General features: G+C 63.1%; 16 protein-coding genes. 3 read left to right on the top strand and 13 right to left on the bottom strand.

Features of this window, described 5'->3' with window-relative positions; translation table 11 throughout:
• Positions 1 to 65: 65 nt before the first annotated feature.
• The 3 genes from EN745_RS17395 to EN745_RS17385 all read right to left on the bottom strand — a co-directional run bounded on the left by EN745_RS17395 (position 66) and on the right by EN745_RS17385 (position 2,023).
• Entirely contained in the window at positions 66 to 1,004 is a 939-nt protein-coding gene (locus EN745_RS17395; RefSeq protein WP_348627266.1) for a GlxA family transcriptional regulator, read from the bottom strand.
• Between the two features lie 340 nt (positions 1,005 to 1,344).
• Positions 1,345 to 1,479, bottom strand: a complete 135-nt coding sequence (locus EN745_RS37515) for a hypothetical protein (RefSeq protein ID WP_126054086.1) — start codon at positions 1,477 to 1,479, stop codon at positions 1,345 to 1,347.
• Positions 1,480 to 1,837: 358 nt separating this feature from the next.
• Complete coding sequence (locus EN745_RS17385; protein ID WP_126054087.1) at positions 1,838 to 2,023, bottom strand: hypothetical protein; 186 nt, start codon at positions 2,021 to 2,023, stop codon at positions 1,838 to 1,840.
• A gap of 221 nt (positions 2,024 to 2,244) precedes the next feature.
• On the opposite strand from EN745_RS17385, the gene EN745_RS17380 reads away from it, so the two are divergent.
• A complete protein-coding gene (locus EN745_RS17380; RefSeq protein WP_126054088.1) occupies positions 2,245 to 3,144 on the top strand; it encodes a LysR substrate-binding domain-containing protein in 900 nt (299 codons plus the stop codon).
• Positions 3,144 to 3,494: a hypothetical protein gene (locus EN745_RS17375; protein ID WP_126054089.1), complete on the top strand. Its 351-nt coding sequence runs from the start codon at positions 3,144 to 3,146 to the stop codon at positions 3,492 to 3,494. The genes EN745_RS17380 and EN745_RS17375 overlap by 1 nt, the downstream gene beginning before the upstream one ends.
• On the opposite strand, the gene EN745_RS17370 is transcribed toward EN745_RS17375, so the two are convergent.
• From EN745_RS17370 to EN745_RS17325, 10 genes are all read right to left on the bottom strand, one after another.
• Positions 3,413 to 4,393: an alpha/beta hydrolase gene (locus EN745_RS17370; protein ID WP_127421848.1), complete on the bottom strand. Its 981-nt coding sequence runs from the start codon at positions 4,391 to 4,393 to the stop codon at positions 3,413 to 3,415. The genes EN745_RS17375 and EN745_RS17370 overlap by 82 nt on opposite strands.
• Before the next feature lie 237 nt (positions 4,394 to 4,630).
• Positions 4,631 to 4,816: a hypothetical protein gene (locus EN745_RS17365; RefSeq protein WP_126054091.1), complete on the bottom strand. Its 186-nt coding sequence runs from the start codon at positions 4,814 to 4,816 to the stop codon at positions 4,631 to 4,633.
• A 185-nt stretch (positions 4,817 to 5,001) separates the two neighbouring features.
• On the bottom strand, positions 5,002 to 7,131 hold the full coding sequence (locus tag EN745_RS17360; RefSeq protein ID WP_126054092.1) for an ASKHA domain-containing protein: 2,130 nt from the start codon (positions 7,129 to 7,131) through the stop codon (positions 5,002 to 5,004).
• A complete protein-coding gene (locus EN745_RS17355) occupies positions 7,082 to 8,056 on the bottom strand; it encodes a methyltetrahydrofolate cobalamin methyltransferase (protein WP_126054093.1) in 975 nt (324 codons plus the stop codon). Before EN745_RS17355 ends, EN745_RS17360 begins: the two co-directional genes overlap by 50 nt.
• 80 nt (positions 8,057 to 8,136) lie before the next feature.
• Positions 8,137 to 9,228 (bottom strand): methylenetetrahydrofolate reductase, encoded by a 1,092-nt coding sequence (locus EN745_RS17350; protein WP_126054094.1) that lies wholly within the window; start codon positions 9,226 to 9,228, stop codon positions 8,137 to 8,139.
• Positions 9,225 to 9,824 (bottom strand): methylenetetrahydrofolate reductase C-terminal domain-containing protein, encoded by a 600-nt coding sequence (locus tag EN745_RS17345; protein WP_126054095.1) that lies wholly within the window; start codon positions 9,822 to 9,824, stop codon positions 9,225 to 9,227. Before EN745_RS17345 ends, EN745_RS17350 begins: the two co-directional genes overlap by 4 nt.
• Positions 9,817 to 10,119, bottom strand: coding sequence for a virulence factor (locus EN745_RS17340; RefSeq protein ID WP_126054096.1), 303 nt, complete (start codon positions 10,117 to 10,119; stop codon positions 9,817 to 9,819). Before EN745_RS17340 ends, EN745_RS17345 begins: the two co-directional genes overlap by 8 nt.
• A gap of 135 nt (positions 10,120 to 10,254) precedes the next feature.
• Positions 10,255 to 11,037 carry a formyl transferase gene (locus tag EN745_RS17335; protein ID WP_127421847.1) on the bottom strand — a complete coding sequence of 261 codons (783 nt, stop codon included), beginning with the start codon at positions 11,035 to 11,037 and terminating at the stop codon, positions 10,255 to 10,257.
• A gap of 133 nt (positions 11,038 to 11,170) precedes the next feature.
• A complete protein-coding gene (locus EN745_RS17330; protein ID WP_127421846.1) occupies positions 11,171 to 11,749 on the bottom strand; it encodes a DUF4893 domain-containing protein in 579 nt (192 codons plus the stop codon).
• Positions 11,750 to 11,774: 25 nt separating this feature from the next.
• Complete coding sequence (locus EN745_RS17325) at positions 11,775 to 12,404, bottom strand: DUF1638 domain-containing protein (protein ID WP_127421845.1); 630 nt, start codon at positions 12,402 to 12,404, stop codon at positions 11,775 to 11,777.
• Between the two features lie 64 nt (positions 12,405 to 12,468).
• On the opposite strand from EN745_RS17325, the gene EN745_RS17320 reads away from it, so the two are divergent.
• Positions 12,469 to 12,609, top strand: coding sequence for an entericidin A/B family lipoprotein (locus EN745_RS17320; RefSeq protein ID WP_126054100.1), 141 nt, complete (start codon positions 12,469 to 12,471; stop codon positions 12,607 to 12,609).
• Positions 12,610 to 12,767 lie beyond the last annotated feature (158 nt).

Raw genomic sequence — 12,767 nt, 5'->3', positions numbered from 1 at the left:
CAGCTTGGCATGCATGCTGCATACGAGCGAGCAGGACTTTGCCTTCGTGGGGTAACCGCTTCGCCCTAGGCCGCCAGCAGCTGCTTGCGGTCGACGCGTTCCTGCTGCGGCGAGCGGGCATAGAGCTCACGGTAGCACTTGGAGAAATGCGAGGCGGAGACGAAGCCGCAGGCGACCGCCACCTCGACCACCGGCATCGATGACTGGATCAAGAGATGGCGGGCGCGGTCGAGCCGAATCTCCAGATAGTATCGGGCGGGTGAACGGCCCATCTCGGTGCGGAACAGGCGCTCGATCTGCCGGCGCGACAGATCGACATGGTCGGCGATCTCGATCAGCGACAGCGGCTCGGAGAGGTTCGCTTCCATCAGTTCGATGATGGTCAGCACCTTGGAGTTCTGCACGCCGAGGCGCGCCCGCAGCGGCAGCCGCTGGCGGTCGGTCGGGCTGCGCACGCGGTCGGTCAGCACCTGCTCGCAGACCCGGTTGACGAGGCTTTCGTCGAAATCGTCGCCGATCAGCTTCAGCATCATGTCGAGCGCCGCGGTGCCGCCGGCGCAGGTGTAGATATTCTGGTCGATCTCGAACAGGTCGGCAAAGACATTGGCCTTCGGGAAGGCCTCCGAGAAGCCGGGCAGGTTCTCCCAATGGATGGCGCAGCGCTTGTTGGACAACAGGCCGGCGGCGGCAAGGATATGCGCGCCGGTGCACAGTCCGCCGACGGCGACGCCGCGGTTGTATTCCTCGCGCAGCCAGGCGAAGGCCGACTTGTTCTGGTAGCGCTCGACATTGACGCCGCTGCAAACGATGGCCATGTTGGGCCGGTCCGGACCGGCCATCTTCTTGCGCTCCTCCTCGAGCGAGGTGTTGACGGCGCATTCGACGCCGTTCGAGGCGCGCACCGGCTTGCCGTCGATGCTGGCCAGGCGCCAGCTGTAGGCCTCGTAGCCGAGCATCCGGTTGGCCGACCGCAGCGGGTCGAGCGCCGTTGCGAAGGCGATCATGGTGAAGTCAGGAACGAGGAAGAACACAAACGATCTCTTGATCGGGTGCTTTACGGCATTCACGGGAAACCTCACGCGGCCATGACGCGAACAGGATGTCGCGAATAGCATAGCGACATCAGGAAAAACCATTCCTGTCAATCGCGTAGAGAGGTTTGGGACAATTAAATTTGCGACATGGGTCGCAAATGGGCAATTGCCTGGGGAATGGAGCCCGATGTGCTACCGGAGCGGGCAGACCCGCCCCTGGGCAAAAGAAACGCCGCTTCGGTCTTGCCGAAGCGGCGGGGAGGTTAACTTCACAGCGTCGGCGGGGAGGCGCCGCGCGTAAGTCTCAATATCAAGCGACGAAACCGAGGCGCGCGGCGGCCAAGGCGCCGGTCTGGCCAGGCATGGTCTTCGAAAGGCGCTGGCGCTCGAGCGCGGTCGTCAGGTTGGTTTCGCGGCGGGCGAAGAGGCGGGCAAAAAGCTTCATAATCATCTCCATTCGGTTGCTCAGACGGGTCGCCTTCGCGTGATGGAGTGGGGCAGCTCGTTTGCTGGCGTTGATATAGGCTTGTGCGAACGAAAACTAAATCGCAAAAACGAAGCGCTTGTTATGAAAAGCGACACCGATTGCGACAATTTTGGGCAATGCGCCCAGGATTTACGATTGTTTACAAGGCGTTAAATCGAAAAATGCGGCGTTATGCGATTGGCTCATATGCGTCATGCAGCTGTAGCATGGCTTTGAAAAATCATTTGAATGCAAACAAAACAGCCGGTTGGGCAAAATAGAGAGGCCTGCCGGGCTGGGTCCGCCGGGCAGGCCTTCAGGTTTTGATACACACGATTTACTTCGCTCCGGCCCAGGATCCGACACCGAGACGAGCGCCGGTCTTGGCATCGGCGGCTTCCGGCCAGCCGATATCCTTCTGCAGTTCAATCGGCAGCGCGTGGATGGCGCGTTCGGTCTGATAGCGGGCGCGGGCCGCGCTGAATTCGGTCGCAAACCGACCGAGGGACGACAGGATAGACATTTCATTCTCCTTTGCGTTGCGCCGGGAGTTGGCCGGCGGAAGCGTTGCGTCAGGTCTGTTTCAGCTTCATTTCATGTCGATTGCAGGTCTGTGCCGCGGTCGTTTCACGGCTGCTTTTGGCAACAGCCTGCTTCGATGGAGTTGACTATCCTCCCAAACTGGAGTTCAATCAAACGAAATGGAATGATCGTTCACATCAGAAAAATTGAAGGCTGATCCCGATGAACGCCCCACTCAATCACCCGCTGCCGCTGCTCGATCTCGATGTCCTGCGCACCTTCGTTGCGATCGCCGAGACCGGCAGCTTCACCACCGCCGCTACGGCCGTCTTCCGCACGCCTTCGGCCGTCTCCATGCAGATCAAGAAGCTGGAGGACATTCTCGGCCGCTCCGTCTTCGCGCGCGACGCGCGCTCGGTGACGCTGACGACGGACGGCGAGATGCTGCTCGGCTATGCCCGCCGGCTGTTGTCGATCAACCGCGAGGTGGTGTCGAAGTTCATCATTCCCGACATTGTCGGCGTGGTGCGGCTGGGCTCGCCGGACGATTATGGCGAGCGCGTGCTGCCACATGTCTTGAAGCGTTTCGCGCAGTCGCATCCCTCGATCGCGGTCGATGTCACCATCGACCAGAGCATCAATCTGCGCCGGCGCATGGACGACCGGGCGCTCGACATCACGCTGCTGACCAATTCCTACAAGACCAGCGCGCTGGGTGCCGAGGTGCTGTTGACCGAACCGATCGTTTGGGCCGGCGCCAAGGGCGGCTGCGCGCATCTGCGCGAACCGCTGCCGGTGTCGCTGTGGGAAGAGGGCTGCATCTGGCGGGCAGGGGCGCTCGAGGCGCTGGGACGCGAGGGCCGCAACTATCGCGTCGCTTATATGAGCGCGCACACGGCCGGCCAGCGCGCCGCGATCATGGCCGATCTCGCGGTCGCGCCGCTGCCCAAATCCTTCCTCGGCAACGAGATGGTCGAGCTCGGGCCGAAGGACGGCATGCCCGACATTGGCACCTACAATCTCGCCATGGTGGTGGCGCCCGACGCCAGCGCGCCGGTGAAGGCGGTTGCCGACCACATCCGCGCGACTTTCGAGCTGTTCCGGGAAACCGGAAAGTTCTGATGAGCCTTGCTGTCAGTCGCGTTTCGGTGCTCAGCGATCTTGTCACGTGCGGAAAGCCGATTGATGTTCTGGCTGCAACGATGAGTGACTTGGGTTGGTCCGAGACGCCGATGGTTGTCCTGACCACTGACCATATTTTGAGCGTGCTCCGACGGTTCCAGTCAGGAGAACTCACTGCTGCGGACGTGGAGGCGTGGGCGGACCTGATCGAATGCAGGGAAGATATCGACTACCAGCCAGATCGACATGAAGACATACTGGAAGCGATCTATGTGTTGGCCAATCCGGTCTTGAATGGCCCACTTGATGAAGCCCTGACGGACCAAGTGATCGCCTCGCTCTCTGCTTGACGAGTGGTTTTATCACTGCTGAGAAAAGCGACGATGCTGTTGCGCGCGCGCCGCGTCTCCGGCATCTCGATCAGCGGCCAGACGTGGAACATGCCTTCTTCGTAGACGACCTCCACCTCGACACCGGCGGCGCGCGCTTTCTCGGCGAAGATCAGGTTGTCGGGGCTGAGCAGGTCGTGCGAGCCGGTCAGAAGAAGCGTCTTCGGCAGTACCGAAAGGTCGCCATAGAGCGGGCTGATGTGCCAGTCGGCGCGATCGATGCCGGCGCTGTAGAGCCGGATCGCCTCCAGCCCGCCGGCGATGCCAAGCCACGGATCGTTACGCTCGGCCTCGAACACTTCGGGGTTGGAGAGCGACATGTCGAGGCCGGGCGAGATCAGCACGTGGCGCGATGGTGCTGGGAGGCCTTTCTCGGCGCCCATCATGGTGAGTACCACGGCCATGTTGCCGCCGGCGGAATCGCCCATAAAGGCGATGTTTTCGGCGCCCGTCTCGCCGAGCATCTGCCGGTAGACCTCGCCGACCATGCCGAACATGTCATGGAAATCGTGCTCGGGCGCGATCGGATAGATCGGCACCGTGATACCATAGCCCAGCCGCTCGGCCATCTCGACGATCAGCCCCCAATGATAGGAGGTGATCTGGAAGACATAGGCGCCGCCATGCAGATAGAGGATCCGCTTTCGCTCGCCGGCCCTCGGCGCGATCTCGTAGACGGGAAATCCGTTGACGCGGCGCTCGGCAATGTCGAGGCGATGACGCAGCGATGCCGGCGGATGATGGTCCTCGGTCTTGCGGGCGTAAGAAATCCAGCGCTGCAGGTTTTCCGGACTGGAAAAAGCCTTCTTGCGGCTATGCCTGAGGACAAAGGAAACGACGTGGCTTTTGAAACTGGGCATGCCGACACACGGACTTCGGCCGGAGCCGACTAAGAGAATTTCCCCTCTGTTCGGAAGATCGTACCTTGCCCGCAAATGTCAAGATTTGCGCTCGACACAACACGCTTGTGTGATCCGGCGACTGCCAGGTTCAGCGCCGCGGCAGCAACGCCACGCGCAACTTGTTGTCACCGGCAGCCGGAGCCGTGCCACGACCCCGGCGCTTGGCCAGCAGCTTGTATTTGTCGGCGAAGGTCATCAGCGCGCCGATCCCAGAAGCAGCTGCGCGAGCACGGCCTGCGGATCATTCGGCGGTGACGCCGGCCAGCCAATGTCCTTCTGGATGTCGAGGGGCAGGCTGTTCAGCGCCCGGATAGACTTGCTCCTGTTGTGCGCATGCTTGATGGCCACCCCATAGCGGCCGAGGCTTTCGAACATCGACATGGTGTTTTCCTCCGGAAGCGGCGGCGGGAAGACATTTCCGGCCTGCCGTTCGATGGGTGCCTAAATGCGCCTTGCGCGTTTCCAGCGGATTTCACGAAAACAGCATTTCGGTTTCCGGATCGGGCGATCCGGAAACATTTGCATGCAAATGAAAATGGAAAAGTCTGAAGATCGGCGAGAGGCCGCTAGCCTCGGCCGCGCCTTGCCGCATGACCCTCGCGCGAACGGCGGCGTGGCGCCGCGTCGCCGGCTATGCCGTCCTCGCTGACTGTCTTCCTGGGCGGCAGCTTGACCGCCGCCGACAGCTTCGGGAACGGGTCGATCTTGTTCGGCAGGGCCATGGCGTAGACGAAGTGCTCCTGGAATTTCGGCTCCAGCGCGGTCTCGATCTTCTCGATCCGGCTTACCGTCTCCTCGATCTCGCGGCGGTAGCCGCGATTGAGCAGCGCCATGCGGGCGCCGGCGCCGGCCGCGTTACCGACGGCCGAGACCTTGTCGAGGTCGCAGTCGGGGATCAGGCCGAGCACCATGGCGTATTTGGGATCGATGAAGGAGCCGAAAGCGCCGGCGAAATGGATGCGGTCGACATGCTCGGTGTGCTGCTTTTCCATCAGCAGCTTAGTGCCGGCGTAGAGCGCCGCCTTAGCGAGCTGGATGGCGCGTACGTCGTTCTGGGTGATGGTGATTCGGGGCTCGCCATCCTTCAGGACATAGGAGAAGGTGCGGCCGTTGGCGATGATGCGCGGCGAGCGCGCGGAGAGCGACCCGTCGACGACGCCATCTTCCGAGATGATGCCGGCGAGATACATCTCCGCCACCACCTCGATGATGCCGGAGCCGCAGATGCCCGTGACGCCGGTCGATTGCACGCTTTCGGCGAAGCCCGGCTGATCGGACCATAGTTCCGAGCCGATGACGCGGTATTTCGGCTCCAGCGTCTCGGCATCGATGCGCACGCGCTCGATGGCGCCCGGTGCTGCCCGCTGGCCGCCGGAAATCTCCGCGCCCTCGAAGGCCGGGCCGGTGGGCGAAGAGGCTGCCACGACCCTGGTGCGGTTGCCGAGCACGATCTCGGCATTGGTGCCGACGTCGACGATCAGCATCATCTCGTCCTGGCGGTGTGGGCCTTCCGACAGCGTCACCGCCGCCGCGTCGGCGCCGACATGGCCGGCAATGCAAGGCAGCATGTAGAGGCGGGCGCCCTGATTGAGCTTCAGGCCAATATCGGAGGTCTTGATGCGCACCGCGCCCGAGACCGCGAGCGCGAAGGGCGCGCCGCCGAGCTCGGTCGGATCGATGCCGAGGAACAGATGGTGCATGATCGGATTGCCGACGAAGACGGAGTCCAGGATGTCGTTGCGCTGCACATTGCCTTCGGCGCAAACCTTGTCGACCAGGCTGGAAATCGCCTCGCGCACCGCGACCGTCATGCCTTCGCGGCCGTCCGGATTCATCATCACATAGGAGACACGGCTCATCAGATCCTCGCCGAAGCGGATCTGCGGGTTCGATGTGCCGGAAGAGGCCGCGACACGGCCGGACAGCAGCGACACCAGATGCATGGCGATGGTGGTCGAGCCGATATCGCAGGCGAGTCCGTAAGCCTCGTTCTTGAGGCCTGGCCACAGCGCGATGACGCGCGCGATATCACTGTCGGCATCCTTGTAGATGGCGGCGGTGGCGGTCCAGTTGCCCTTGCGCAGGATGCCCTGCACCTGCGGCATCAGGTAGAAGTCGAACTCGAGGCTCTTGAAGCCCCAGTCCTTCATCAGCGCGATCTTCAGGCGGTCGAGATCGCCGAGCGGCTTGTGCATGTCGGGCTCTTCGATCTCGACATAGCACATGCGCACTGCCGTATCGCGGGCGATCACCCTGGTGTCGGCATCCTTGCGGATGGTTTGGGCGTTGATGACCGTGTCCTGCGGCACGTCGATGACGAGGTCGCCGAGGATCTGCGCCGAGCAGGAGAGGCGCCGCCGCTCGGGAAGGCCGCGCACGCGCTCGTAGCGCTCCTCCTTGGCGCCCTTGGGCGAAATGTGGTCGTTGGAAGAGACGATCTTGTGCTTGGCGAAATTGCCTTCCTGCACCTCGATCTGGCAGCGCCCGCAAGTGGCGCGTCCGCCACAGACGCTTTCGACATAGACGCCGAGTTGACGCGCCGCGTCGAGCACCGGCGTGCCGACCGGAAACCGCCCGCGCTTGCCGGACGGCATGAACAGCACGAGCGGATCGGTGATGTTGGCAGGCGAGTTCACGATTGCGCGCTTATCCCCTGGCCATCCGGGCTTCGCGGCCGCCGCGGCGACGGCCGCCATTGCCGGCGCCTTCGCCGGGAGCGTTGACCGCCACCGGAGCGGCAACCGCATGGCCGCCTTCGGCCGGCTTGTAGTCCTTGTAGGTGCGGATCCAGTTGGTGCAGTTCTCGTCGGTGCCGTTCAGCACATTGGCGCCGCGCACCGCTTCCATTTCCTGCGGGCGCACCGGGTTCATGATCGCCGAGGTCATGCCGGCGCCGATCACCATCGGGATGAAGGCGGCGTTGATGCCGTGGCGGTGCGGCAGGCCGAAGGAGATGTTGGAGAGGCCGCACGTGGTGTTGACCTTGAGCTCCTCGCGCAGGCGGCGCAGCAGCGCGAACACCTGGCGGCCGGCATCGCCCAGCGCGCCGATCGGCATCACCAGCGGGTCGACGACAACGTCATGGGCGGGAATGCCGAAATCGGCGCAGCGCTCGACGATCTTCTTGGCGACGGCGAAACGCACGTCAGGATCCATCGAGATGCCGGTCTCGTCGTTGGAGATGGCGACGACCGGGACGTTGTACTTCTTGACCAGCGGCAGGATCGCTTCGAGCTTCTCTTCCTCGCCGGTGACCGAGTTGACCAGCGGGCGGCCCTTGGCAACCTTCAGCGCCGCCTCGATGGCAGCGGTGACCGAACTGTCGATCGACAGCGGCAGGTCGACCAGGCCCTGCACGATCTCCAGCGTCTGCACCAGCAGCGCCGGCTCGGTGGCATTGGGGTCGACGGCGGTGACGCCGGCATTGACGTCGAGCATGGTGGCGCCGCAGGCGGCCTGCTCCAGCGCGTCCTTGATGACGGTCTCGAAGTTGCCGGCCACCATTTCGGCGGCGAGCTTCTTGCGGCCCGTCGGGTTGATGCGCTCGCCGATCACGCAGAAGGGCTGGTCGAAGCCGATGATGATTTCTCTGGTCGCCGACGCGACGATGGTGCGGGTCATGCAATCTCTCCGTCGTGATATAAAGAGTTCTTTATATCGTTATCTGATTTCGTTCAAGCGAATGGTGATCGCCCGGGCTCTCAATGCGCGGTCTTCACCATGTCCACCTGGGTTTCGGTAATCTCGTCATGCAGAATGTGATCGAGCCGCTCTGCGACCAGCTGGTCGTCGCGGCGGATTTCGCGCTTCCAGGGCTGGCGGCCCTTCAGCACGCCCGATTCATCGACGATCTCGGCGACATATTCCTCTTGCCGGTAGGCCATCACATGGACGCCGGCGACGCCCGGAATTTCCTTCACCTCGTTGATGATGTCGATGCAGAGCTGCTTGCCTTCCTTCTTCTGGTCCTGCGCTCCTTCCAGCCGCTTGATGATCGCGTCGGGGATATGGATGCCCGGCACGTTGGAACGGATCCACTTGGCCGTCTTGGCCGAGGCCAGCGGCCCGACGCCGCACAGGATGAAGACCTTTTCGGTGTGGCCGAGATCGCGCGCCTTCTGCATGAAGGTTTTGAACATCGGCACGTCGAAGCAGTACTGCGTCTGCACGAACTGGGCGCCGGCGGCGATCTTCTTGCCGAGATGGATCGGGCGGAAATCGAAGGGCGGGGCGAAGGGATTGACGGCGGCGCCTAGAAAGATCTGCGGCGGCGTCGTCAGCTTGCGGCCGGACAGGAACTTGCCGTTGTCGCGCATGATGCGGCAGGTCTCGAGCAGCGACATCGAATCGAGGTCGAACACCGGCTTTGCGCCGGGCTGGTCGCCGGCCTGCACACCGTCGCCGGTAAGGCAGAGCATGTTGGCGACGCCCATCGCGGCGCCGCCCAGCACGTCGCCCTGGATGGCGATGCGGTTCTTGTCGCGGCAGGCGATCTGCATGATCGGGGCGTAGCCCATGCGGGTCAGCAGCGCGCAGATGCCGACCGAGGACATGTGGCAATTGGCGCCGGAGGCATCGACGGCATTGATGGCGTCGACCCAGCCGTCGAAAATCCTGGCGCGGTTATAGACGTCCTCCGGATCGGCGCTGTCGGGCGGGTTGAGCTCGGTGGTGACCGCGAACTCGCCGCGCCTTAGCACGCGCTCCAGCCGGCCGCGCGAAGTATGGCCGGGCAGGGGATCGAGCGGCAGGTGGATGCCGGCCGGGTTCTCGTCGCGCTGGCGGATGGTCATGCGGAGGCTCCGGTTTTAGGCGTATTCTGGGCAGCCTCGCGGGTTGCGGCCGCTTGCGCGGTGACACGCAGCCAGGCGGAGGTTTCGCGCAGCGACTGGTCGACCGGCTTCTGCACGTCGAGGATCTTGTCGCCATGCACCATGTTACGCGAACCTTCCCAGGCCTTGACCCAGACGCAAGGCATGTCGGGCTCGACCTCGCAATTGCCGTTGGCGCGCACGCCGCCGCATGGGCCGTTGCGCAACTGCTTCGGGCAGTTCATCGGGCAGGACATGCCGGTCGAGGACAAGACGCACTGGCCGCACATGCGGCAGTCGAACATGAAGCCCTTGACGCGCTTCTCGACGAATTTGACCGGGGCCTCGACGCGGCCATAGCCGATGCCCTTCCACAAGGGATGCAGCAGCAGGAAGACGTCGGCGAAGCGGCTGTAGAACCATTCGAGCAATCGCGAGTGCCGGATCGACCATAATCTCACCGCGAAGGAGCGCTGGACGCGCCGCTGCGGCGATACGTCGGCCGGCTTGTAGTCGGATTTCGGCGCTGCCTTCTTGACCAGGGTGGCCTGGGTAACGGTCGGTTGCTTATCAGACATTTTCTTTTCCGCCCGCCTTGACCAGAGCGACCAGCCGCTCGCGGTCGTATTTCGTGTCGAGCTCTTGGAAGGCCTTTTCGACCTCGGCTTCGATGTCGTCGCCGACCGGAACCGGGTCGGCCTTGCGCCATTCGGCCAGATAGTCGTCCGTACCGCCGGCGCCAGTGCGCATGGCGCACATGTCGATCGCCTCGGTGAAGCGCAGCGGCAGTTCGCGCTTGGCGTTCTGCCGGCCCTTCCTGACGATGACCTGGGCGGGGATGTCGCGCCAGTAGACGACGATCAGATCGGCCATGAATTCTCACTCCTCGAAGCTGCGAGCATTGCCGCATGCGCACTGGGGCCGCTTGTTATGGGACGACGCGCGCGCATTCAAAAGCGACGCTATTGGAGGTCGCAAAAAGAAAGGTGAAATAGAGTGGCCGGCCGGCTACCAGATGCGCTTCGTCAAGCCGGTCCAAAGGTAGTACCAGATCGTCGGATGGTACCACTGTTTCGAGGGCAGGCCGGGATCGAATGTAGCGAGGTTGTCCGCCAGGGCGTCACCGACCGCTGCGACGCAGATGTCGCGCGAGAACGCCGCCTGCCGCAGCGCGTAGCTTGAGATGGTGTCGCCCGGTTCAGGCTTGCCGCGGGCCTGCCTCAGCACGCCGCCGGTGTCGACGCCGGCATCGACCAGATGCACGGTGGTGCCGAAATTGCCCGTGTCGCCCGAGGCCAGCGCCCAGTAGCCGCCGTTCATGCCCCGATATTTGGGTGCGATGCCGGCATGATAGTTGAGCACCGGGCATGGCATCTTCGCCAGCGTCTGCCTCGACAGCAGCCGGCAGCCGGCAAGTAGCACTACGCCTGGCTTGATGTCCGCGATCGCCTGAAGGGACTCTGGCGCGTTGGCCGAGGGGACGTCGATTCTGGTCTGGCCGGGCCGGGGTTCGGTCTCCAGTTTCTGCTCGGCGATCAATCGTGCCGCATGGCCGGAAAACAAGCGTTTGCCGAGCCGCGTCAGCACCATAGTGCCGAGTTGCCCGATGGCCGAGATCCAGCCTTGACGCCGAGCCCGGCCGAGAAGCAATTGCTTTTTGGATTCAGGTGTTTCGACGATGACGCTGACAGGACCCAGCCGGTCGGCGATGGCGTTGACGATCGCCCAGATGTGCGGACCGCCCTCGGTGACGACGACGATCGGTCGTGGATCTGCCATTGGCGCTGCCATGGTTCGTGCCGCCCCTAGGGAACACCTGGTGTCGGAGCGCCCGGCGCGCCCGGATGGGAGCGGCCTGCGCAAACGCGCGGCATGCTAGGCTGGCCGGGTTAATCCTTGGTGACGGCCCGATCGGCGGAAGGAATCAGCGCTTGAATTCCATTATGTCGAGCTTCGATTCGTAGTAGGGTGCGGGGAATTCAATGCGCCATTCGCTGGCGCTGTTGCGGAAGGCATAGCCGACCTGGTCGCTTTGCGGGCCGCTGCCATAGGGCTTGGCCGGATCTTCGTTGACGGTGAAGGAGCCGAGATAGATGGCGCGTTTTTCGCTGTCGTCGAAGAAGCGGCCCTTGGTGCGCTGCGAGCCGCTTACCTTTTCCAGCCTCCAGCCGGAGCCGTCATCGCTCACCTTGCATTTGAACCAGCCGTAGATGACGAGCGGGCTCAAGCCGCCGGCCTTGATGGTGCGGCACTTCCAGTTGCCGGTTAGGTCCTTGTCTGAGAAAGCGACGAGCGGCTTGGCGAGCAGGCTATCCAGCTGCTTGACCTCGGCCGGATCGCCGGCCTTCGCCTCGTCGAGGGCCGCCTTGCGCGTCTCGCCATATTTGCCGAGCCGCGCCTTGTCGGCGGCGGTGATTAGCTTCTGCACCTCCCCGTCGGCGTGAGCCGGCACGATCAGGCAGACACCCAGACTCACAGACGGAAGCAAAGCCCGGAAACGCATCGAATTTCCCCTCTTGATCAGCAGGTCAGCCGAAAGCGGCGGCTTCGGCCAGTTCCGTCGTCAGATCGCCATAGCCGGTCGGGCGGCGTTCATAGGCAAGTCCCAGCAGAGCTGCCGCCTTCTCGGCGACCTTGTCGAGTTCCGGGTCGTCGGTCTGGGCGATATAGACCAGCTTCTGGTAATTGCCGAAATAGTCTTTGATCAGCTCCGGATGCTTGTCGAGGCCCAGCGGCTTCATGAAGAAGGCATCGAACTGGCGGCAGAGGAAATCGGTCATGTAGAACGACATCATGTCGTCGTCGGCGACCTTCGCGTAGGCGTCCATGCCCTGGTAGAAGGCGAAGCAGTGCGGCCCGGCCATGCGCTCGACGCCGTGCTTCTCGCAGATGCGATCGAGCATGCCGCCGGTGCCGCAGTCGGCATAGCCGACGAAGATGTGCCGGTAGCCCTCGGCCTTGGCCTTTTCGATCGCGTTGTCCATGGCCGGCGGGATGCGGTCGGGATAGAAATGGAACTCCGCCGGCAGGCAGGTCAGGTCGAGATGATCGAGCCCGAGCTGCTGCTTGACGGCCAGAACTTCGCGCGCAATCATCCCGCAGGCGATGACGAGCAGCCTTTCGCCTTGATCGGGTTGCGCTTTTCGCACGGCACTCATAGAACCAGCCAAACCGACTTGGTTGCGTTATCTTCGAATCTACAGAACGAGGGAGACACCGTCCATGAAACTGTCGCGCCTTGGCCCCGTCGCCATTCTTGCCTGCGCGCTCGCCCTTTCGGCCTGCGCCAATACGATCCGCGGGGTCGGCAAGGACGTCAAATCGACCGCCAATGCCGTCGAGGACACGGTCAAGAATCCCTAATCCACGGTCTTCCAGAATCTGGGAACAAAAAAGCCGCGCTGCAAGGCGCGGCTTTTTTCATTGGTCGTTGCCAAGCGGCTGGGCTCAGGCCGAAGCCCGCACATTGTGCTTGCGCTTCATGAAGTCCTTGGCGGTCTCGACCGCGACCGCCGCGTCGC

The sequence above is a fragment of the Mesorhizobium sp. M4A.F.Ca.ET.022.05.2.1 genome, assembly GCF_003998845.1.
Taxonomy (GTDB): Bacteria; Pseudomonadota; Alphaproteobacteria; order Rhizobiales; family Rhizobiaceae; genus Mesorhizobium.
The sequence above is the reverse complement of the archived record's forward strand: the minus strand, read 5'-3'. Positions and strand labels throughout refer to the sequence as shown.

What these genes read in the sequence shown, in the direction of transcription:
- EN745_RS17370 (WP_127421848.1), bottom strand. Translation starts at nt 4,393, where the DNA reads ATGCCCAGTTTCAAAAGCCACGTCGTTTCCTTTGTCCTCAGGCATAGC.
- EN745_RS17365 (WP_126054091.1), bottom strand. Translation starts at nt 4,816, where the DNA reads ATGTCGATGTTCGAAAGCCTCGGCCGCTATGGGGTGGCCATCAAGCAT.
- EN745_RS17345 (WP_126054095.1), bottom strand. Translation starts at nt 9,824, where the DNA reads ATGTCTGATAAGCAACCGACCGTTACCCAGGCCACCCTGGTCAAGAAG.
- EN745_RS17375 (WP_126054089.1), top strand. Translation starts at nt 3,144, where the DNA reads ATGAGCCTTGCTGTCAGTCGCGTTTCGGTGCTCAGCGATCTTGTCACG.
- EN745_RS17340 (WP_126054096.1), bottom strand. Translation starts at nt 10,119, where the DNA reads ATGGCCGATCTGATCGTCGTCTACTGGCGCGACATCCCCGCCCAGGTC.
- EN745_RS17360 (WP_126054092.1), bottom strand. Translation starts at nt 7,131, where the DNA reads ATGGCGGCCGTCGCCGCGGCGGCCGCGAAGCCCGGATGGCCAGGGGAT.
- EN745_RS37515 (WP_126054086.1), bottom strand. Translation starts at nt 1,479, where the DNA reads ATGAAGCTTTTTGCCCGCCTCTTCGCCCGCCGCGAAACCAACCTGACG.
- EN745_RS17380 (WP_126054088.1), top strand. Translation starts at nt 2,245, where the DNA reads ATGAACGCCCCACTCAATCACCCGCTGCCGCTGCTCGATCTCGATGTC.
- EN745_RS17325 (WP_127421845.1), bottom strand. Translation starts at nt 12,404, where the DNA reads ATGAGTGCCGTGCGAAAAGCGCAACCCGATCAAGGCGAAAGGCTGCTC.
- EN745_RS17395 (WP_348627266.1), bottom strand. Translation starts at nt 1,004, where the DNA reads ATGATCGCCTTCGCAACGGCGCTCGACCCGCTGCGGTCGGCCAACCGG.
- EN745_RS17335 (WP_127421847.1), bottom strand. Translation starts at nt 11,037, where the DNA reads ATGGCAGCGCCAATGGCAGATCCACGACCGATCGTCGTCGTCACCGAG.
- EN745_RS17330 (WP_127421846.1), bottom strand. Translation starts at nt 11,749, where the DNA reads ATGCGTTTCCGGGCTTTGCTTCCGTCTGTGAGTCTGGGTGTCTGCCTG.
- EN745_RS17350 (WP_126054094.1), bottom strand. Translation starts at nt 9,228, where the DNA reads ATGACCATCCGCCAGCGCGACGAGAACCCGGCCGGCATCCACCTGCCG.
- EN745_RS17320 (WP_126054100.1), top strand. Translation starts at nt 12,469, where the DNA reads ATGAAACTGTCGCGCCTTGGCCCCGTCGCCATTCTTGCCTGCGCGCTC.
- EN745_RS17385 (WP_126054087.1), bottom strand. Translation starts at nt 2,023, where the DNA reads ATGTCTATCCTGTCGTCCCTCGGTCGGTTTGCGACCGAATTCAGCGCG.
- EN745_RS17355 (WP_126054093.1), bottom strand. Translation starts at nt 8,056, where the DNA reads ATGACCCGCACCATCGTCGCGTCGGCGACCAGAGAAATCATCATCGGC.